The following is a 19,717-nucleotide window of genomic DNA, read 5'->3' on the forward strand; positions in this document are numbered from 1 at the left end:
CATTTTGAAACTGTAAATAAAGCAAACTGCCAACTCAAAACTGAAAAATGAAGACATACAATTATTCAGATTTAAGTAGCACCGATATCCAGAAACTGGTTCAGCGTAATGTTGATCCGGCTAATGAGATCCGCACCATTGTTGAAGAAGTTATTGATAACGTGCAGCAACATGGCGACAGTGCCCTGTACGAATATGCCAGGAAATTTGACAAGGTTGAATTAAGTAACCTGTACCTGGACAAAACCGATCTGGAAGAACTGGCCGAATCGGTATCTGCAGAACAAAAAGCCGCGTTGGAAACCGCCTATAATAATATCTATAAATTTCACCGGGCACAGGTAAAACCCGAGGATAAAGTGGAAACCATGCCCGGCGTTACCTGCTGGCGCGAGTTAAGACCGATTGAAAAAGTGGGTCTATACATACCCGGCGGAACGGCCGTTTTGCCAAGCACTTTTTTGATGCTGGGTATCCCGGCCCGTATAGCGGGTTGCCGTGAAATTGTGGTGTGTTCGCCGCCGCAAAAAAACGGTAAGGTGAATACATTTATAGCCTATGTGGCGCTGCTATTGGGTATCGATAAAATATACCTGGTTGGTGGTTCACAGGCTATTGCGGCCATGGCTTATGGTACCGAAAGCATCACTAAAGTTGATAAGATATTTGGCCCTGGTAATCAATTTGTTACCAAAGCAAAAACCATCATCCAATCAACTACAACAACGGCTATTGATATGCCCGCGGGCCCGTCAGAAGTATTGGTAATTGCCGATGAAACCGCTACCCCGGCCTACATCGCTGCCGACCTGCTGGCACAGGCCGAACATGGTATCGACAGTCAGTCGGTACTGGTTTGTACCTCTGCTAAAATAGCAAAGGAAGCATTGGCCGAAGTGGAGAAACAATTACCAACCTTGCCCCGTGCCGAGATAGCTAAACTGGCTATTGATAACTCTTATATCGTAGTTACTTCCAATCTGGAGGAAGCTATGGATTTCAGCAATCAGTACGCGCCGGAACATTTGATACTGGCTACCGAAAGGTGGAAGGAGATCACCGGTTATATCATCAACGCAGGCTCGGTATTCCTGGGTAATTTAACCCCGGAAAGTGCCGGCGATTATGCCTCAGGAACCAACCATACCCTGCCAACCAGCAGCTATGCCCGGGCTTATTCGGGTGTATCGGTTGATTCATTTGTCAAGAAGATTACCTTTCAGCATATCACCCGTGAGGGCATTAACAATATTGGCCCCACAGTGCAAACGCTGGCCGAATTAGAGGGCTTACATGCACATGCTAATGCGGTATCAATAAGGAATAAAAATTAAAATATAATTAAAGAACAACGTTTCTCTATCAAATATGTCATTGCGAGGAGGAACGACGAAGCAATCTCGTAGCTATTCTTACCAGCTCTATATGCAACGAGATTGCCACGCTACGCTCGCAATGACATGATTAATATTACAATGTATAATATCAACAATATACTCAGAGAAAACATCAAAAACCTGACCCCCTACTCTTCCGCACGTGATGAGTACCAGGGTGAGGCCAGTGTTTTTCTGGATGCTAATGAAAACGCGTTCGGGTCGCCGTTGAACCAGCAGTTTAACCGCTACCCCGACCCTTTACAGTACCAGTTAAAAAAACGCATCACCGAAATTAAGGGCGTACCACCCCGCAATATTTTCATAGGCAACGGTAGCGACGAAGCTATCGACATCCTTTTTCGCAGTTTTTGCAATCCAGGTGTTGATAATGTGATCATCGTGCCCCCGACTTACGGCATGTACCAGGTATCGGCCAATATTAATGATGTGGAGGCCCGCAAGGTTTTGCTTACCCAAGATTACCAGCTTAACCTGGAAGGCATAGCTGAAGCTATCGACGAGCACACCAAACTGATATTCATCTGTTCACCCAACAACCCTACCGGCAACTCCATTAACCGCGAGGATGTGGAAACCCTGCTGGCTAATTTTAACGGTTTGGTGATTGTTGACGAAGCTTATATCAATTTTAGTCGCCAAAAAACTTTCATACAGGAGTTAACCGAATATGCCAACCTGGTGGTTTTACAAACCTTATCCAAAGCCTGGGGTTTGGCCGGTTTACGCGTAGGTATGGCCTTTGCCAGCGAGGAGATCATAGAGGTGATGAACAAGGTTAAACCGCCCTATAACGTGAACGAGGCCTCGCAACAGCTGGCTTTGGAGGCCCTGGCTAATATCGACCAGGTAAACGGCTGGATCAAAGAAACTTTGTTACAGCGCGACAGGCTAGTGCTTGAACTCAAGAATTTTGATTTTGTGCTGGATATTTACCCATCGGATGCTAACTTTATCCTCGTGAAAACAACCGATGCCAACAAGATCTACGACTATCTGGTGAACAAAGGCATTATTATACGCAACCGCTCCAAAGTGGAGCTTTGCGAAGGCTGTCTCCGCATTACCGTTGGCACGCCCGATGAAAACACCACTTTACTCCAAACTCTACAAAACTTCAAATGAGTAATTTAAAAAAAATATTGTTTGTTGACCGCGACGGCACCCTGATCAAAGAACCTGCCGATGAGCAGATAGATTCTTTTGAGAAGCTGGAGTTTTATCCGGGCGCGCTAACCTATTTGCCTAAAATTGCCAAAGAGCTTGATTTTGAATTGGTAATGATCACCAACCAGGATGGTTTGGGTACGGCATCTTATCCGGAAGATACTTTTTGGCCGGTGCAGAATTTTGTGCTAAAAACATTTGAGGCAGAAGGCGTAAAGTTTGATAACATTGTGATCGACCGTACCTTTCCTGCCGAAAAAGCGCCAACCCGCAAACCGGGTACTGCACTGCTTACCCAATACTTCGATACCGAAAAGTATGATCTGCAGGGTTCTTTTACTATTGGCGATCGTAAAAACGATGTGCTGTTGGCCCGCAACCTGAACGCGAAAGCCATCTGGCTTAACAATAATTCGGGATTGGGTGGTGCTGAATTTACCGAGGCCGATCATATCGGCGATACCATCGCCCTGGAAACTACCGACTGGCAAAAGATCTATGAGTTCCTGAAACTGGGCCAGCGTGTGGTTGAACACCGCCGCGCTACTAAAGAAACCGACATCTACATCAAAATAAACCTGGATGGTACCGGCGAAGCCAAAGTATCAACCGGTCTGCATTTTTTTGATCACATGTTGGATCAGATAGCCCGTCACGGCAGTATCGACCTGGAAGTAATTGCCAAAGGCGATCTTCATATCGACGAGCACCACACCATTGAAGACACCGGCATAGCTTTAGGCGAGGTTTTTGCAGAAGCTTTAGGTAATAAAAAAGGCATTGAACGATACGGCTTTTGTCTGCCCATGGACGACTGTCTGGCGCAAGCAGCTATTGATTTCGGCGGACGCAACTGGATAGTTTGGGAAGCTGAATTTAACCGCGAAAAAGTAGGCGATGTACCGACAGAGATGTTTTATCATTTCTTTAAATCATTCTCAGACGCGGCCAAATGCAACCTGAACATCAAAGCTGAAGGACAAAATGAGCATCATAAAATTGAGGCTATATTTAAAGTCTTTGCCAAGGCAATAAAAATGGCCGTAAAACGTGATGTAGATAAGATGGTTTTACCAAGTACTAAAGGGGTACTATAAGAGAGGCAAGAGATTAGAATCAAGAGACAAGATTTTTTTTCTTTCCTGATTCTTGACTCTTATATCTTGACTCTAAATAAAAAAATGACAGGCATTATTCTATACGGCGCAGGTAATATATTTTCTTTAACGGCTGCTTTGGAGCGGCTGGGCATCCCTTATGGCTTTATTAATAGCCAGGAGGATTTTGAAAAGTTCGACCGTTATATTATTCCCGGGGTTGGGCACGCCGGCGCGGCTATGCACAAGCTGGAGAAAACTGGACTAGTACCTGCTATTAAGGCGCTTAAAAAGCCTACATTAGGTATTTGCGTGGGTATGCAGTTGCTTACCTCCTACTCTGAAGAAGGCGATTCTGATCTGTTAAATATCTTCCCGATCAAAACATTAAGGTTTCAGGATAGTTCTGAATATAAAGTGCCTCATACTGGCTGGAACCAGGTGTATCCTGAAAAAGACAACCCTCTATTTAAAAATATACCGTCAGGTTCACATTTTTACTTTGTACATTCATACTTTATTGAGTATGATAAAGCATACACTTTACTATCAGCCAATTACAGTACCGAATTTTCGGCATCAATTTGGCATGATAACTTTTATGGCGTACAATTTCACCCCGAAAAATCAGGGGTATACGGCGAAACTCTATTAACTAACTTTTCAAAATTATAAAAGACATGTACATTATCCCTGCTATTGACATATTGAACAAAAAGGTGGTGCGTTTGCGTGAAGGCGATTACGGTCAGGTAACAGAATATGATGTTACATTGGAAGAAATGATTGAGCGCTACCAAAGTAATGGTACCCATTTCATCCACATCATTGATCTTAATGGAGCTAAAAACGACTTCAGCAACCAGCAATACCTGTTTGATGTGATCCGTAAAACCGATATGAAGGTGCAATACGGTGGAGGGATCCGCAGCATTGATAAAGTGAAAGAACTGATAGATGCCGGTGTTCACCGCGTTATTGTGGGTACACAAGCCCTTACCAATCCCAGCTTTTTACCCGAACTGGGTTCTTCTATTTGCGGTCGCGATAAATGTTCAGACCAGGTGGTTATTGCCATTGATGTGTTAGACGAGGTGATCAAATACTCGGGCTGGATGGAAAGCTCGCCCATTAAACTGATGGATTACGTTGATAAATGTCTGGCACTGGGCTTTTTCCGCTTTCTGTGTACCGATATTAATAAAGACGGTAAACTAGGCGGTGCTGGTATTGAGCTGTATGAAAAACTGCTTGACCATTCACCTTTTATCAAGCTTATTGCTTCGGGTGGTGTAAGTTCTATGAAAGATATTGAACAGCTTAACCGTCTTAAAGTAGAATCATGTGTAGTTGGCAAAGCCATTTACGAAGGTCACATCACTATCGAAGACGTTAAAAACTGGAATTTGGAATCTTTAATATCGATATAAGAAGCCCCCTAGCCCCCTAAAGGGGGAACTATTTGCATATGAAAAAGCGGATGTTTTTAGGTGCTGATCCATTGATATTTATAAATGCAGAGGCACTCCGTTATAGAATGACCGCAGCTGAAGATTTATTATGGGATTATTTAAAGGGTAAGCAGCTAGGTGCAAAGTTTAGAAGACAACATCCCCTGGGAATTTACATAGCTGATTTTTATTGTCATCAACATAAATTGATTATTGAATTGGATGGCAGCATCCATAATTTACCTAATATAATCCAAAATGATATTGAACGCCAAGCCAATTTAGAATTGGATGGACTAAAAGTATTGCGATTCACCAATGATCAAATATTCAACAACTTAAATAAAGTATTGGAAGAGATAAATACGCAAATCAAAAGCACCCCCTTTAGGGGGCGGGGGGGGCTCTCTAAACGCATCATCCCCTGTCTTGACGTTAAAGACGGTCGTACGGTAAAAGGTGTAAACTTTGTTGACCTGCGCGATGCCGGCGACCCAGTTGAACTGGCCTGGAACTACTCGCGCCAGGGTGCCGACGAACTGGTTTTCCTGGATATTACCGCGACCGTGGAGCGCCGTAAAACCATGGTAGAACTGGTAAAATCCGTTGCCCGGCAGATCAATATACCCTTTACCATAGGCGGTGGCATCAACGAAATTGCCGATGCCGACGCCCTGTTAAATGCCGGTGCCGACAAAATATCCATCAACTCGGCCGCGGTACGTAACCCTGCCCTCATTGATGAACTGGCCAAAGCATTTGGCGTTCAGTTTGTGGTGATAGCTGTGGATACCCGTAGTATTGATGATAAAAATATAGTGCATTTGAATGGCGGCCGACTGCCAACAGAACGCCAAACGCTAGAATGGATAAAAGAAGCCGAAAGCCGTGGTGCAGGCGAAATACTGCTCACGTCCATGGATCATGACGGCACCAAGAACGGTTTCGACAACGGATTACTAAAAATAGTTAATGATGCCGTGCATATCCCGGTCATAGCCTCTGGCGGTGCAGGCTCGGTGCAGCATTTTGTTGATGTTTTTGAAAAAACAAATGTCGACGCGGCACTGGCGGCATCCGTATTTCACTATGGCGAAATATTGATACCTGATTTGAAAGCGGTATTAAAAAGTAATAATATTGAGGTAAGGATATAAACTATAAAAGCACGGGAACGCGCGATTCCCCTCTTGAGAGGGGTGTAGGGGTGTGTTTTTACTGATGAACACACCCCTGCCAACACACAGCCCATAGCTCCCCCTCTCAAGAGGGGAATTAAAAATTGAAAATGAATATAGATTTCAACAAAACCGACGGACTGGTTCCGGTGATCATACAGGATGAGCAAACGCTTGAAGTGCTGATGCTGGGTTATATGAACCAGGAAGCCTATGATAAAACCGTACAGGAAAACATAGTAACCTTCTTTTCCCGCTCCAAACAACGCTTGTGGACAAAAGGCGAAACCAGCAGCAACTTTCTGCATGTAAAAAACATCAGCATCGATTGTGATAATGATACCATCCTGATCAAAGTTAAAGCCGACGGCCCAACCTGTCATACAGGTTCGCGCAGTTGCTTTAAAACCGAGTTTAACCAAAACTTTATCCTGGAGTTGGAGAATATCATTGCCGACAGGTACGAAAACCCGGTTGAAGGCTCATACGTCAATAAACTACGCAACAAGGGCCTCAACAAAATAGCTCAGAAAGTAGGCGAAGAAGGCGTGGAAACCGTAATAGCAGCCCTGGCCGAAACCGAAACAGACCTGATCAATGAGTCATCCGATCTGGTATTTCATTTATTGGTGCTACTACGCGAAAAAGGCCTCGACCTGAAAACAATAGCTAAGAATTTAGAAGGAAGACATAAATAGTTGGCAGTTGACGGTTAGCAGTTTGCAGTTGATAATTAAATTTATCTGCAAATTGATGGCTGCAAACTGCAAACAGAGAACTGCAAACTAAAAAAATGACCGTAGATAAAATAGCAGAGCTAACCGGACATGGCAATCCCATTTTTACGCTGGAACTTTCGCAAAAACCGGGTATTTTATTTACCGGCGGCAACGATAAGGGCCTGGTGGAATGGAGCTTGCTTGACCACGCTTTTATAAAAGTAATGTTCCCGGTGAGGGCCTCTATTTATGCTATACATGGCCCAGCAGGCTATCCTTTGTTGTTTACCGGTTTACGCAGCGGCGAGGTTTTGGTATTTGATTTTATACAGCAAAAGATCATTAAATCGCTACAACATCATCAGAAACCTGTCTTTGATATCAAGTCCGTCGCTCATAAAAAAGAGCTGCTGGTGGCCTCGGAAGATGGTACAGTTTCGGTATGGAGCCTGGATACGTTGGAGATGGTACATAGCATCAAAGCATCAGCCGATACTATCCGGCATATAGCCGTTGCTCCCGATGAAAAACAGGTAGCTTTTGCCTGCCGCGACAATACCATCAAAATTTATGATCTGGAAGATTATGCCCTGCTAAAATCATTACACGGTCATACCATGTCGGTTTTTACGCTTGCTTACAGTCCCGATGGTACCTACCTGGCATCAGGCGGCCGCGACGCGCAGATCAAGATCTGGGACAGCGTTACTTATCAACCTATCAAAAATATCCCCGCACATTTATTTGCCATAAACCATATCCTGTTTCACCCCAGCAAGCCCTATTTTGCCACAGCCAGTATGGATAAAGGCATCAAGATCTGGGGAGCCGACGATTTCAAGCTATACAAGGTCATCAGTCGCGAAAAAGGGCACCCGGGTCATGTATTATCAGTTAACAAACTGGCCTGGAACGGTGATCAGCTGATTTCTGTTAGTGACGATAAAAAGGTGGTAGTATGGGATATTAAATTTGATTGAGCAACTCCTATACATCATGTCATTGCGAGGAGGAACGACGAAGCAATCTCCTCGCATGTATTTACGCGTGATGAGATTGCCACGCTATCGCTCGCAAAGACATAGTTTTTCTTCACATAAACCTCTTAATACTATGCAGCTTATGCGTATAGCGTTTCTGCTCCTGGGAATAGATACCTTCTTTATCTATCGTGTCAATTTTAACTTTTCCCGAAGCATGGATAATGTATTCATTGTTCAGCATAATACCCACGTGGGTTACTTTACCGGCTTCATTGTTAAAAAAGGCCAGATCGCCTAAACGGGCCTGCTCCATACCGTCAACCAGGATGCCTTCCTGCACCTGCTGACTGGCATCGCGTTTGATCTTTATATTGTTCAGGTTAAATACTACCTGTGTAAATCCGGAACAATCAATACCAAAATGGGTACGGCCGCCCCACAGATATGGCGAGTTTAAAAATGATTTGGCCGTAGTGGCAATATCTTCCCGCTCACCAATTTCACCTATGATCTCAAAACGTTCGGTTCCTATACGGCAGGTGGTGCCTTCCAAAAAGGCTAAAGAACTACCCGCAGGCAAATAAACAACGCTGTTGTCGGCAATTTTCCAGGCTTGTGTTACAGCCCGATAGGTTAACGGTGGTTTTATATGCTTAAAGCTTTTGTAAGCAATATGACCGAGCATAACAAATTGCAGGCGACCTATCCAGCCTTCATAGCCATCACTTTCGGTGATGATCCTCACCCAGCGTTCGCTCCATTCCATGATCTCAAATGCTTCGCCAAACAATACCTGCGAAACCTGTTCGCTTCGATCATTGGGCTCAGCACGCAGCGGGATAACCGCCAGATTACAAATACCGTATTCCATTTATAATAGTGAAAAACAAATATAGAAATAAAAACAATTTATATATTTGTAAGTACTTACGTAACCATTATGAGTTTAATAGATGAATTAGAAGAACTGGCTGTTGGAGCAAGGCTCAAACGCTTGTATGAATACTTTGCAAAGGATGTTGTTTTGATATATAAAGATGAACAACTGAATTTTGAACCTAAATATTTTACCCTTTACTACCTGATCAGCAAACAGGGCGAGGCTGGTGTAACCGAAATTGCCGAAGAATTGGGCTGCACCCATCCGGGTGTTATTCACCTGGCAAAAGAGCTGGAAGAGCTGGGCTTTATTGAATCGGTAAAATCTGCCTCAGATAGCCGTAAGCGTATGTTGCGCCTATCAGAAAAGGGCAAAGCCTCCCTACCCAAATTTGAACGGGTATGGGCCAAGATCCTGGCCCTCAATAAATCTTTATTTAATAGTCAACAGAATAATTTACTAAGCGCCATTATGGAAACAGAAGCACAACTCAACGAAAAACCGTACTACCAGCGTTTTCAGGAAATGTTTAATCCACAGGGTAATAACCCGGTAACAGTTACTACCTATGAGCCCCAATATGCCCGCCATTTTAAAAACCTCAATATAGAATGGATCAACACCTATTTCACGGTAGAGGAGCACGACCTGGAGCAATTAAACCACCCCGAAGATCATATATTGGCCGATGGTGGCGAGATCCTTTTCGCGCACATTGATGACGATGTTGTTGGTACTTGCGCGGTCATCAAAACCAGCCCTACAGAATACGAGTTGGCCAAAATGGCTGTAAGTCCTAAATACCAGGGCCGTAAAATTGGCAACGCTCTGATGGATGCGGCTATAGCCAAAATCAAAGAATTGGGTGGTACCCGCATCTGGCTGGGTTCAAACACCAAACTTACGCCTGCCATTACCTTATATAAAAAATACGGCTTTAAGGAGTTCCAGGCGGCGGCATCACCCTATACCCGTGCCAATATCCATATGGAAATGGATCTGTAATAGATGCGAGGCTTGGCTCACCTCGTAGCTATTTCTATCCGTTAGAACGCGAGGAGATTGCCACGCTATCGCTCGCAATGACATGGGTGAAGTTATAAAGCACAAAAAAAGAGATAGCAAGCTATCTCCTTTTTAATATCATTAAAAATTAATACTATTCATTAATGTGCAGCCAGTCTTTTTTGGCTAACAATTCTTCTTTGCTTTCGCGGATATCCTCATCATCCACACAACAATCTACAGGGCATACTGCAGCACATTGTGGTTCGTCATGAAAACCAACACATTCGGTACATTTATCAGGTACAATGTAATATATATCATCAGACAGGGCAGCCTGTGATTCTTCGGCATTTAATGTATTACCATCGCCAAAATCAATAACTCCTTTAAGTCCCGTACCGTCGCTAAAGCGCCATGCCGCGCCGGCATCATAAATGGCATTATTGGGGCACTCCGGTTCGCAGGCTCCGCAGTTTATGCATTCATCGGTGATTTTAATCGCCATATTTCTAAATATCTAATATTCTCAATTAACTTTGCCTGAAATTACCAAGCGCACAAATATAACAAAAAAAGGGTTTCGGGGTTTAAAACCTTACCATATATATGTCAAAAATTAATATAAAAAACGCAATAAATTCATTTTCAGCCTTAGGAAAGCAGTTAGCTGAGCCAGATGAGCAGTTAATGGCCATTATCAACGACGAACAGTACCACAATGCCTGGTTTACACCCGAAAGTGTTTTACGCGCCGTTACCGCCATTGGCAAAATGCTTAATGAGGCCGATTTAACTACCTGGCTCTCCAAATATGACCTCTCCGGCGAGGCCCAACCCAAAAAAGTGGGACTCATACTGGCGGGCAACATCCCACTGGTGGGTTTTCATGATGTACTTTGCGTGCTGGTCACAGGCAATCACGCGCTCATCAAAACATCATCGCAGGATGCCTATCTGATCAAGCATGTACTGCACCGATTGGTTGATATCGATGGCAGCTTTGCCGATCAATTCAGCTTTATAGAGCGATTGACCGATTTTGATGCCATTATAGCTACAGGCAGTAATAACAGCTCGCGGTATTTCGATTATTATTTTGGCAAAGTACCCAACATTATCCGTAAAAATCGCAACAGCATAGCCTTGCTTACCGGCAACGAAACTGCTGAAGACCTGTTCGATCTGGGTCATGATATATTTGATTATTATGGTTTAGGCTGCCGCAATGTGTCAAAGTTACTGGTACCCGAGGGGTATATTTTCAATTTCTTTTTTGAATCGATAGAGGAATTTAAAACCATCATTCATCACCACAAATACAGCAACAATTACGATTACAACAAATCCATTTACCTGGTAAACAGCGACAAGCATTTTGACAACGGCTTTTTGATGGCTAAGGAAGACGAGCGCATAGCATCGCCCCTGGCCGTGGTATATTACAGCCATTATACCGATCTGCAAGCGGCCCAGCAATTGCTGACAGATCAAAGCGAAAACCTGCAATGTATAGTTACCAAAGCGCCTATTGACGTACAAAGCCAGGTGGTAGGTTTTGGCCAGAGCCAACAACCCGCTTTATGGGATTATGCCGACGGGATTGATACAATGGATTTCTTGGCAAATCTTTAAAATAACAATACCTTTGGGGGAAGCTGAAAGCTTAAGGCTAAAAGCTGAAAGCACAGAGCTCTTTTAAATAAGAATGATTGCTTTAGGCTTTTTGTTTTTAGCACTAAGCCCCAAAAGTTGCTTTTAGCTTTGTGCTTTAAGCCTTAAGCTTAAAAAATGTATATTATAAAAGTAAAAGGCGTTGCCAAAATACCCGATTATGTACAGCTGCGTGATGATAAGTTTACGCTGCTGGCTTATTTTAGGGTCGACAGGCCTGATAAATCACTGGATAAGGTTGGGCTGGCTGATAAGGCCGAATATATTATGAATATAATCAAGGATCTGCCTTTTGGACAGATCTTAAAATTAGAGCTATAAAAAAAGATGATCGGAAATTCTATTATTAAGCTAAACAATGTTGATATTTTTCAGCAGTCGCACCTGGTACTGTCAAACGTTAACCTGCATATTGATAAAGGCGATTTTGTATGGCTCATAGGCCAAACCGGATCGGGCAAGAGCAGTTTGCTTAAAGTAATTTATGGCGATCTGATCCCTAAGGTTGGTACCGGTCATGCCTGCGGCTACGAGCTGAGCAAATTGCCAAGTCGGGAAGTTCCCTATCTGCGTCGTAAGCTGGGCATTGTTTTCCAGGATTTCCAGTTGCTTACCGATCGCTCCATCGAACAAAACCTGTTATTTGTAATGCGCGCCACCGGCTGGACGGATAAAAAACTGATTGCCGACCGTACCCTGGATGTATTGGAAAAAGTAGGCTTGCGTTCCAAATTAAAGAAAATGCCGCATGAACTATCAGGCGGTGAGCAGCAACGCGTGGTAATTGCCCGCGCCCTGTTGAATGATCCAGAAATTATACTGGCCGATGAGCCAACCGGTAACCTTGACCCCGAAACATCCGAAGAAATTGTGCTGCTGTTAAAACAGATCAGCCAGTCGGGCACCGCGGTATTGGTGGCTACGCACGATTATCATATCATCCGTGCTTTCCCATCGCGCATTATCAAATGCGAAAACGGTAAAGTTCTGGAAGACGCGGAAATATAACCGCTGATTTTTGATGATTGCGTTGATGACGCTGATTTTTTTTTGTAGAGACACATACTTGTGTCTCTTTACGGTTATGGCTGGAGACACATGTGATGTGCCTACAACAGAAAAGCGATCAACGAAATCTGCGTAATCAAAAAAATCAACAGTCAACCTGTCACCCCTGCACAAAACGTGTCACTCCTTCCTGATATTAAAACATACCACTGACAGCTTGTCGGCTTTATGCTAATGGCAGGATACTTGATTGGCACTATCAGCTATGAAATTTAACGATATGTTGAAGAAAAAGAAGAAAGAAAATACGGACACCCCAGATATGAATACGGCAGACCAGGAAAACTTACAAGAGAACGGGCAGGAACAAGCCCAGACCGAAACTACTGAAGCAACAACAGCAGAAGTTGTATCTGCCGAAGACAAATTGAAAGAAGAATTGGCACAGGCAAACGACAAGTACCTGCGCTTATACGCCGAATTTGATAACTTCAGAAGACGTACCATCAAAGAGCGCGCAGAAGCCCGTGAAACAGAAGGTAAAGAGCTGCTAGTGGCTTTGCTGCCTGTTCTGGACGATTTTGAGCGCGCACAACGTTCTATGGAAAACGCTGTTGATGTTGCCCCTGTTAAAGAGGGCGTTACGCTGATACAGAACAAATTAAAAAACATATTGGCTCAAAAAGGCCTGAAGGAAATGACAGCAATTGGCGAGCCTTTTGATGCCGACCTGCATGAGGCCATTACCAATATACCCGCCCCTACCGATGATTTGAAAGGTAAAGTGATGGATGAAATGGAAAAAGGTTATTACCTGAAAGACAGAGTAATACGTTTTGCCAAAGTAATTGTAGGAGCGTAATAATTATTGATTTATTGAGGGATTGAATTATTGAATTTTTCTTTCCTTTTTGATAATCAAATAATTATGAAAGTTCACAAGTAATATTAAAATTGAATTATCGGGTTATGTATTCCTTTTAAAATCAATAATTCAATAACTCAATAATTCAACATTAAAAATATATGGCTAAAAGAGATTATTACGATATCCTGGGAATTGCCAAAGGTGCCGATGCCGACGAGATAAAAAAGGCATATCGTAAAATGGCTATTAAATATCACCCGGATAAAAACCAGGGCGATAAAGAGGCTGAAGAAAAATTCAAGGAAGCTGCTGAAGCCTATGAAGTATTGAGCAGTCCTGAAAAGCGCCAGCGTTATGATCAGTTTGGTCATGCGGCCAATGCCTCATCGCCAAATGGCGGTGGTTATGGCGGTCAGGGCATGAATATGGACGACATATTTAGCCAGTTTGGTGATATTTTTGGCGGTGGCAGTCCGTTTGAAGGATTTTTTGGCGGAGGCCGTCAAGGTGGCGGTGCTGGCAGACGTGTAGCACGTGGCAGCAACCTGCGCATTAAAGTGCGTTTAACTCTTGAAGAAATAGCTAATGGCGCCGAAAAGAAGATCAAAGTTAACAAACAGATAGTTTGTAAAACCTGCGATGGTTCGGGCGCTAAGGATAAATCATCATTCCAAACCTGTAAAACATGTGGTGGCTCTGGCGCGGTGCGCAGGGTAACCAATACTATACTGGGCCAGATGCAAACTACCAGCACCTGCCCTACCTGTAACGGCGAAGGCTCAACCATACTGTCAAAATGTACCGTTTGTCATGGCGATGGCGTAGTTCGCGGCGAAGAGCTGATCACTATTAACGTACCTGCCGGTGTAAGCGAAGGCATGCAGCTGAGCATGAGCGGCAAAGGTAACGCTGCCCCACGCGGCGGTGTACCGGGCGATCTGATCATCCTGATCGAGGAAGTTCCGCACGAAACACTGAAACGCGATGGCAACAATGTAATATATGACCTGCACGTAAACTTTGTTGATGCCACCTTAGGTACCACTGTTGAAGTGCCTACCATTGACGGCAAAGCCAAGATTAAAATTGATCCGGGAACCCAGGGTGGTAAAATCCTGCGCCTGAAAGGTAAAGGTGTGCCTGAGGTAAACTCTTATCACCGAGGCGACCAGCTGGTTCACATCAACATCTGGACACCAAAGGCCCTGAGCCGTGAAGAACGTGAACTGTTAGAAAAATTACAATCGTCACCAAACTTTAAACCCAACCCCGGCAAAAACGAAAAAAGCTTCTTCGACCGGATGAAGGAATATTTTGAATAAAAGCTAAAAGCAGAAGGCTTAAAGCCGAAAGCGTATATTTAAAAGCCTGGAGTTTATACTTCGGGCTTTTTTGTTTGTGCCGATTTACTCTTAAATTTAATGCGGATCATAAACACATGAAAGTAAATCAAAAGACTACCAACTACGTTATTACTGTAGCACTTATTCATTTAATACTAATTGCTTTTGTAGGCCTTTTTAAGATATCAAAGCCATTCCAAATACCCCTTACAGTCAGTTACATTTTGAATATCTTGATAGAAAGTACTTATCTTATTGTAATAATTTATTTGAGTTACGTTTTAAAGTACTTAAACGAAAAAAGATCCATCACAATAGCTTTCCACGTCTATATAGGATTTGATCTATTTGCATTTTTTTTCAGGTTATTTTTAGGACCATCGCTTAGTGGATCTTATTTTCTAATAAGTACTATTACATTTGCTGTAGCTATATATCTTATCATGCAACTATTCAGGATTAAAAACCCTGTATTAGTTCCATATTTTAAATTATTAGCTGTAATAATGCTATTTTCAAAGCTATTTATATCAATAGGTACAATTTTTATGATCCAACATTACGTTGGACGTAGTATAATCCCTTACATTGTATTTTTAGAACTGCTCCCTCCTGCCATTATAGTTCTAATCCTATACAAAACATCAATATATCTTGGCGATCAACAAATCCTATTTAAACAAACAAATATCAATGAATCCAACTGATTTATTTAACATCAAAAAATGTCTTTAAAGTCTTTCACCTTATTTTTTCTTTCGATTTTCTATTGCAGCTTTTGCTGTGCCCAAACCCCATCCATCCGCAATAACTACCAAACCGAAGCCGGTGTGCCCCGTTTAAAAATTGAGCGGAGCATGATCTACTCGCCCGATAAGGAATGGCTGTATAACCACCACCCTTCTATTATTCATTTTAAGGATCAGTTTATAGCGGTATGGAGCAATGGGCTCATCGATGAAGATTCACCGGGCCAGCGCGTGGTTTATGCTACTTCTACCGATTTTGTGCACTGGTCGAAACCCGAAGTACTGGCATCCCCGGTAAAAGTAAATGACACTTTAACCGTACTTACCGCCGCGGGATTATATCAATACAAAGGGGCTTTAGTTGCCTATTATGGCGAATACACCAAACACCGCCAAAACACGCATCTGTGGGCTAAAACCAGTACCGATGGCATCCATTGGAGCAATGCCATAGATATGCATGTGCCGCTGATCCCCAATCATGGCCCCGAGGCTACCAAAAGCGGACGGCTCATTATCAGCGGTAATTTTATGTTTCCTTATACCGATGATCCTAAGGGTATTTCGGGTTGGAAACTAAGCAGCTTTTACCCCGACTCGTTATATACCCAGGATAACTCTGCCGCCTTTTACGCTCCTGCAGCCAAACTGGGCCTTCCTCCGTTATGTGAGGGCTCATTTTTTGAAACGGACGACCACATACTGCACATGCTGCTACGCGTTACCGGCAAGGGCTGGAAAGGCCGCTTATGGCTTACCGAAAGCAGGGATAATGGCCAAAGCTGGTCGCGCCCAGTGGAAACTGCCTTTTCTGATAACGACAGCAAATTTCATTTCGGTCGCGTACCCGATAAACGCTTTTATTATGCAGGCATCCCGGATACGCTGCATCATTATGACCGTAACCCATTAGTACTATCACTCTCCAAAAACGGCGAAGCATTCGACAAAAATTACATTATTGCCGATGAGCTGTATCACCTGAAAAAAGAAGGTTTATGGAAAGGCGGCCAATATGGTTACCCGCACACCATCATTTATAAAGGCTATATGTATGTGATCATCTCCCGGCAAAAAGAGGCTATTGAAACATTGCGGTTTAGTTTAAATCAGCTACACTAATAGTACAGTATGAAGCACAGGATCGTTATTGGCTTTTTGTTCGCATGCATTTAGTTTATAAATTGCCATTAAAACCATAACCTGATGATAAACCTTAAATCAGTCCGCTTTATTACTTTAATTGTTTTTTTTAAGATTATTTTGTCAATACTTTGCCTCTATTTAGATGTAAATGATAAGATAACTGGAAGTGCACGATATTTTTTAAGCGGTTTATCCCTGGCTACTTACATAGCTGTTATAGTTTACCTGCTTGGTATTCTGAAATTTCTGAGAGAAAACAATTCCATAATTATTGCATTTAAGGTTTTTATTGGTTTTGAGCTGGGCTATATTGTATTATCCTGGGTATTGGGTTTCTTACTTAAATCCTATTACTCCAGTTTCTATCATTATTACCTTTACTGTTCCTTGATCTTGGGTACGGCCCACTTTTTTGTGTTATTATATTTAGCTATCCAATTAACTACAATACAAGATCCCATCCTTAAGTCTTCATTTGCATTTTTTGGTATTGCATCGCTCACAATCTGGATGCTCACAGCCGTTACACCATTTTATGTTGGATATGCAGTAAAATCCATGATTGTTAAACCGCCTGAGCGTACTATACATCATATATACACCTATGTAGGCATGACTGATATACTTGTATTTATAGCAGTAATTATCATCTTAAATCAAGTGCGGGAACGGCTAAACTATGCAGCAAGAATAGCTAACAAAGATTCTTTTTAACTGAATACGAAGACAACTCAGAGGAGAAATAGGCCTTTCAGCACTTATGAGGTATAAGTTTCTAATACTCTGCATTCCTGTAACATTTTGAAATTACCCGTATCTAAAGCGTACTATTAACATCATAAACCAATTAAATGTTAAGCATACGCCATATTGTTAAGCAGTACGCCGGCCACCGGGCCCTGGACGATGTAAGTCTGGAAGTGGAAAGCGGGCAAATCTTCGGGCTTTTAGGGCCGAATGGTGCGGGTAAAACTTCCCTCATCCGCATTGTGAACCAGATCACGGCACCCGATTCGGGCGAAATTTATTTCGACGGTCAAAAGCTCAATCAATCGCATATCGAGCGCATCGGTTACCTGCCCGAAGAACGCGGCTTGTACAAAAAAATGGAGATCGGCGAGCAAATGATCTACCTGGCCCGGTTGAAAGGCCTGAGCCGCGATGAAGCCAATAAACGCCTCAAATTCTGGTTCAAAAAACTGGATATGGAGAGCTGGTGGAAAAAGAAAATAGAGGAGCTATCCAAAGGGATGCAGCAAAAAGCCCAGTTTGTGGCCACTGTACTGCATGAGCCGGACCTGATCATCCTGGATGAACCATTCAGCGGGTTCGACCCTGTGAATGCCGAAGTGATCAAGGATGAGATCCTGGAGCTTAATCGTAAGGGCGCTACCATCCTGTTCTCTACCCACCGCATGGAATCGGTCGAGGAGCTTTGCGATTCGATAGCGCTTATCCATAAATCGCACAAAATACTGGATGGCAAGGTTAAACACATCCGCAACTCCTACCGCAATGATGTTTACCTTGTTGAATATTCGGGTGATCAGTTAAACTTTGAAGGCACACAACCCTTTGATCAGATCGGCGAAACCATCAGTGATGACGACAGGCATACCATCAGGATTAAACTCCATGATGGCCGTACTTCCAATGATGTGCTGCAATACCTCATCCCTCAAACCCGCATCAACATGTTGCAGGAGGTAATACCCAGCATGAACGAGATATTTATTGAAAAAGTAAACTTAATACCTTAACCATGAATAAAGTTTTGCTCATTATACAACGAGAGTACCTGACCAGGGTAAGGAAGAAGTCGTTTATCATCATGATATTCGTGGTGCCTCTGCTCATCCTGGTAATGGGTGCCGTTATTGCCATGATAGCCAAAAGCAGCGATCAGTTAACCAATCTGCAAGTGGTTAACGTGGTTGACAATACCGGCGTTTTCGCGAAAAAGCTGCATGATGTTCCCAATATAAAATTCACCATCACCAATCAGGATATTAATACGGCCAAGGCCTTGTCAAAGAAAGATGAGAATATCTCTACTTTATACATCCCTGCTGGTTATCCTCAAAAAGGGGGCATCCAAATATTTGCCAAAAAGAAATCGCCGCTACAGCTTACGGATGAGATCCAGAAGCAGATGAACGATATCGATTTCAACAACAGGATGATCCAGCATCATATTGATACCGCGGCGATCCATTCTATCAAAAAAGCCGACATCTCTGTAAATGCTGTTGAAATTACCGACAAAGGCGATAAGGATGCCAACATAGGCCCCAACATAGCCGTAAGTATTGCCTGTGCCATATTTATTTACCTGGCGCTTTTCATTTACGGCGGACAGGTAATGCGTGGTGTTATTGAAGAAAAAACCAGTCGCATTATCGAAGTGGTGATATCTTCAGTGAAGCCATTTCAATTAATGCTGGGTAAAATTATCGGTGTGGGACTGGTGGGCTTAACGCAATTTAGCGCCTGGATCATTTTATCTATTATATCATCAAAAATAGCCGGGCACGTTTTTAATACGCCGCAAAGCCCTATGGTGAGTGCCATGGCCGTAATTCAAATCATCCCTTTTGGGTATATACTGGGTTGCTTCCTGTTCTACTTTTTAACCGGATATTTGCTGTACAGCGCCTTATTTGCCGCAGTAGGTTCGGCGGTGGACAGCGAAACAGAAACACAGCAGTTCATGTTCCCGATCACTATGCCGCTATTATTCACCTATATTTTATCGGTATCGGTGTTATTCAGGGCTCCTGATAGCGCGCTGGCAGTTTGGCTCTCCATTATACCATTCACCGCCCCTGTGGCCATGATGGTACGGTTACCTTTTGATCCGCCGGTATGGCAATTAGCTTTATCTATGTGTTTAATGGTGGTTGGTTTCATGTTCACCACCTACGTAGCTGCCCGCATATACCGCGTTGGTATTTTGATGTACGGCAAAAAAGTAAGCTTTAAAGAACTGGGCAAATGGTTTTTTTATAAAGAGTAAATACTTTCAACCTTCACTTATATGTAATAAATCCCC

At 43.1% G+C, this 19,717-nt stretch carries 20 protein-coding genes and 1 pseudogene; 19 read left to right on the plus strand and 2 right to left on the minus strand.

Going from position 1 to position 19,717, the window contains the following annotated elements; genetic code table 11:
- Window positions 1-47 precede the first annotated feature (47 nt).
- The 9 genes and pseudogenes from hisD (at window position 48) to AC57BQ_RS10775 (ending at window position 7,989) form a co-directional block, all read left to right on the plus strand.
- Window positions 48-1,334, plus strand: a complete 1,287-nt coding sequence (hisD, locus tag AC57BQ_RS10735) for a histidinol dehydrogenase (protein ID WP_496406279.1) — start codon at window positions 48-50, stop codon at window positions 1,332-1,334.
- A gap of 141 nt (window positions 1,335-1,475) precedes the next feature.
- Window positions 1,476-2,522, plus strand: coding sequence for a histidinol-phosphate transaminase (gene hisC, locus AC57BQ_RS10740; RefSeq protein WP_496406280.1), 1,047 nt, complete (start codon window positions 1,476-1,478; stop codon window positions 2,520-2,522).
- Entirely contained in the window at window positions 2,519-3,661 is a 1,143-nt protein-coding gene (hisB, locus tag AC57BQ_RS10745) for a bifunctional histidinol-phosphatase/imidazoleglycerol-phosphate dehydratase HisB (RefSeq protein WP_496406281.1), read from the plus strand. Before hisC ends, hisB begins: the two co-directional genes overlap by 4 nt.
- Before the next feature lie 84 nt (window positions 3,662-3,745).
- Window positions 3,746-4,336 carry an imidazole glycerol phosphate synthase subunit HisH gene (gene hisH, locus AC57BQ_RS10750; protein ID WP_496406282.1) on the plus strand — a complete coding sequence of 197 codons (591 nt, stop codon included), beginning with the start codon at window positions 3,746-3,748 and terminating at the stop codon, window positions 4,334-4,336.
- A gap of 5 nt (window positions 4,337-4,341) precedes the next feature.
- The gene (locus AC57BQ_RS10755; protein WP_496406283.1) at window positions 4,342-5,091 is read left to right on the plus strand and encodes a 1-(5-phosphoribosyl)-5-[(5-phosphoribosylamino)methylideneamino]imidazole-4-carboxamide isomerase; all 750 of its coding nucleotides are present in this window, start codon (window positions 4,342-4,344) and stop codon (window positions 5,089-5,091) included.
- A 50-nt stretch (window positions 5,092-5,141) separates the two neighbouring features.
- Window positions 5,142-5,474 (plus strand): annotated as a pseudogene (locus AC57BQ_RS10760) (endonuclease domain-containing protein); the annotation flags it as partial.
- Between the two features lie 9 nt (window positions 5,475-5,483).
- Complete coding sequence (gene hisF / locus AC57BQ_RS10765) at window positions 5,484-6,269, plus strand: imidazole glycerol phosphate synthase subunit HisF (protein WP_496409471.1); 786 nt, start codon at window positions 5,484-5,486, stop codon at window positions 6,267-6,269.
- Window positions 6,270-6,400: 131 nt separating this feature from the next.
- A complete protein-coding gene (hisIE, locus tag AC57BQ_RS10770) occupies window positions 6,401-6,988 on the plus strand; it encodes a bifunctional phosphoribosyl-AMP cyclohydrolase/phosphoribosyl-ATP diphosphatase HisIE (RefSeq protein WP_496406284.1) in 588 nt (195 codons plus the stop codon).
- A gap of 95 nt (window positions 6,989-7,083) precedes the next feature.
- Window positions 7,084-7,989: a WD40 repeat domain-containing protein gene (locus AC57BQ_RS10775; protein WP_496406285.1), complete on the plus strand. Its 906-nt coding sequence runs from the start codon at window positions 7,084-7,086 to the stop codon at window positions 7,987-7,989.
- Between the two features lie 112 nt (window positions 7,990-8,101).
- Here the strand turns inward: AC57BQ_RS10775 and AC57BQ_RS10780 are convergent, their stop codons facing one another.
- A complete protein-coding gene (locus tag AC57BQ_RS10780) occupies window positions 8,102-8,863 on the minus strand; it encodes a C40 family peptidase (protein ID WP_496406286.1) in 762 nt (253 codons plus the stop codon).
- 69 nt (window positions 8,864-8,932) lie between these two features.
- On the opposite strand from AC57BQ_RS10780, the gene AC57BQ_RS10785 reads away from it, so the two are divergent.
- Window positions 8,933-9,877: a bifunctional helix-turn-helix transcriptional regulator/GNAT family N-acetyltransferase gene (locus AC57BQ_RS10785; RefSeq protein WP_496406287.1), complete on the plus strand. Its 945-nt coding sequence runs from the start codon at window positions 8,933-8,935 to the stop codon at window positions 9,875-9,877.
- A gap of 154 nt (window positions 9,878-10,031) precedes the next feature.
- Here the strand turns inward: AC57BQ_RS10785 and AC57BQ_RS10790 are convergent, their stop codons facing one another.
- Window positions 10,032-10,385, minus strand: a complete 354-nt coding sequence (locus tag AC57BQ_RS10790; protein ID WP_076378133.1) for a 4Fe-4S dicluster domain-containing protein — start codon at window positions 10,383-10,385, stop codon at window positions 10,032-10,034.
- A 101-nt stretch (window positions 10,386-10,486) separates the two neighbouring features.
- On the opposite strand from AC57BQ_RS10790, the gene AC57BQ_RS10795 reads away from it, so the two are divergent.
- From AC57BQ_RS10795 to AC57BQ_RS10835, 9 genes are all read left to right on the plus strand, one after another.
- Window positions 10,487-11,512, plus strand: a complete 1,026-nt coding sequence (locus AC57BQ_RS10795) for an acyl-CoA reductase (protein WP_496406288.1) — start codon at window positions 10,487-10,489, stop codon at window positions 11,510-11,512.
- Between the two features lie 156 nt (window positions 11,513-11,668).
- The gene (locus AC57BQ_RS10800; RefSeq protein WP_076378137.1) at window positions 11,669-11,872 is read left to right on the plus strand and encodes a fructose-6-phosphate aldolase; all 204 of its coding nucleotides are present in this window, start codon (window positions 11,669-11,671) and stop codon (window positions 11,870-11,872) included.
- Between the two features lie 6 nt (window positions 11,873-11,878).
- Window positions 11,879-12,559, plus strand: coding sequence for a cell division ATP-binding protein FtsE (locus tag AC57BQ_RS10805; RefSeq protein WP_496406289.1), 681 nt, complete (start codon window positions 11,879-11,881; stop codon window positions 12,557-12,559).
- A 265-nt stretch (window positions 12,560-12,824) separates the two neighbouring features.
- Window positions 12,825-13,421, plus strand: coding sequence for a nucleotide exchange factor GrpE (locus AC57BQ_RS10810; protein ID WP_496406290.1), 597 nt, complete (start codon window positions 12,825-12,827; stop codon window positions 13,419-13,421).
- Between the two features lie 164 nt (window positions 13,422-13,585).
- On the plus strand, window positions 13,586-14,749 hold the full coding sequence (dnaJ, locus tag AC57BQ_RS10815; protein WP_496406291.1) for a molecular chaperone DnaJ: 1,164 nt from the start codon (window positions 13,586-13,588) through the stop codon (window positions 14,747-14,749).
- Window positions 14,750-15,495: 746 nt separating this feature from the next.
- The gene (locus AC57BQ_RS10820; RefSeq protein WP_496406292.1) at window positions 15,496-16,641 is read left to right on the plus strand and encodes an exo-alpha-sialidase; all 1,146 of its coding nucleotides are present in this window, start codon (window positions 15,496-15,498) and stop codon (window positions 16,639-16,641) included.
- A gap of 84 nt (window positions 16,642-16,725) precedes the next feature.
- Complete coding sequence (locus AC57BQ_RS10825; protein WP_496406293.1) at window positions 16,726-17,379, plus strand: hypothetical protein; 654 nt, start codon at window positions 16,726-16,728, stop codon at window positions 17,377-17,379.
- 137 nt (window positions 17,380-17,516) lie between these two features.
- Window positions 17,517-18,425: an ABC transporter ATP-binding protein gene (locus tag AC57BQ_RS10830; protein ID WP_496406294.1), complete on the plus strand. Its 909-nt coding sequence runs from the start codon at window positions 17,517-17,519 to the stop codon at window positions 18,423-18,425.
- A gap of 2 nt (window positions 18,426-18,427) precedes the next feature.
- Complete coding sequence (locus tag AC57BQ_RS10835) at window positions 18,428-19,681, plus strand: ABC transporter permease (RefSeq protein ID WP_496406295.1); 1,254 nt, start codon at window positions 18,428-18,430, stop codon at window positions 19,679-19,681.
- The last annotated feature ends 36 nt before the right edge of the window (window positions 19,682-19,717 follow it).

Source organism: Mucilaginibacter sp. BGA-UO-ETr-C110 (assembly GCF_059567985.1).

Coding starts and splice junctions, on each gene's coding strand:
- hisH (WP_496406282.1), top strand. CDS start 3,746: ATGACAGGCATTATTCTATACGGCGCAGGTAATATATTTTCTTTAACG.
- AC57BQ_RS10810 (WP_496406290.1), top strand. CDS start 12,825: ATGAAATTTAACGATATGTTGAAGAAAAAGAAGAAAGAAAATACGGAC.
- AC57BQ_RS10790 (WP_076378133.1), bottom strand. CDS start 10,385: ATGGCGATTAAAATCACCGATGAATGCATAAACTGCGGAGCCTGCGAA.
- AC57BQ_RS10785 (WP_496406287.1), top strand. CDS start 8,933: ATGAGTTTAATAGATGAATTAGAAGAACTGGCTGTTGGAGCAAGGCTC.
- AC57BQ_RS10800 (WP_076378137.1), top strand. CDS start 11,669: ATGTATATTATAAAAGTAAAAGGCGTTGCCAAAATACCCGATTATGTA.
- hisC (WP_496406280.1), top strand. CDS start 1,476: ATGTATAATATCAACAATATACTCAGAGAAAACATCAAAAACCTGACC.
- hisB (WP_496406281.1), top strand. CDS start 2,519: ATGAGTAATTTAAAAAAAATATTGTTTGTTGACCGCGACGGCACCCTG.
- AC57BQ_RS10805 (WP_496406289.1), top strand. CDS start 11,879: ATGATCGGAAATTCTATTATTAAGCTAAACAATGTTGATATTTTTCAG.
- AC57BQ_RS10795 (WP_496406288.1), top strand. CDS start 10,487: ATGTCAAAAATTAATATAAAAAACGCAATAAATTCATTTTCAGCCTTA.
- AC57BQ_RS10835 (WP_496406295.1), top strand. CDS start 18,428: ATGAATAAAGTTTTGCTCATTATACAACGAGAGTACCTGACCAGGGTA.
- AC57BQ_RS10780 (WP_496406286.1), bottom strand. CDS start 8,863: ATGGAATACGGTATTTGTAATCTGGCGGTTATCCCGCTGCGTGCTGAG.
- AC57BQ_RS10820 (WP_496406292.1), top strand. CDS start 15,496: ATGTCTTTAAAGTCTTTCACCTTATTTTTTCTTTCGATTTTCTATTGC.
- hisIE (WP_496406284.1), top strand. CDS start 6,401: ATGAATATAGATTTCAACAAAACCGACGGACTGGTTCCGGTGATCATA.
- hisD (WP_496406279.1), top strand. CDS start 48: ATGAAGACATACAATTATTCAGATTTAAGTAGCACCGATATCCAGAAA.
- AC57BQ_RS10755 (WP_496406283.1), top strand. CDS start 4,342: ATGTACATTATCCCTGCTATTGACATATTGAACAAAAAGGTGGTGCGT.
- AC57BQ_RS10825 (WP_496406293.1), top strand. CDS start 16,726: ATGATAAACCTTAAATCAGTCCGCTTTATTACTTTAATTGTTTTTTTT.
- dnaJ (WP_496406291.1), top strand. CDS start 13,586: ATGGCTAAAAGAGATTATTACGATATCCTGGGAATTGCCAAAGGTGCC.
- AC57BQ_RS10775 (WP_496406285.1), top strand. CDS start 7,084: ATGACCGTAGATAAAATAGCAGAGCTAACCGGACATGGCAATCCCATT.
- AC57BQ_RS10830 (WP_496406294.1), top strand. CDS start 17,517: ATGTTAAGCATACGCCATATTGTTAAGCAGTACGCCGGCCACCGGGCC.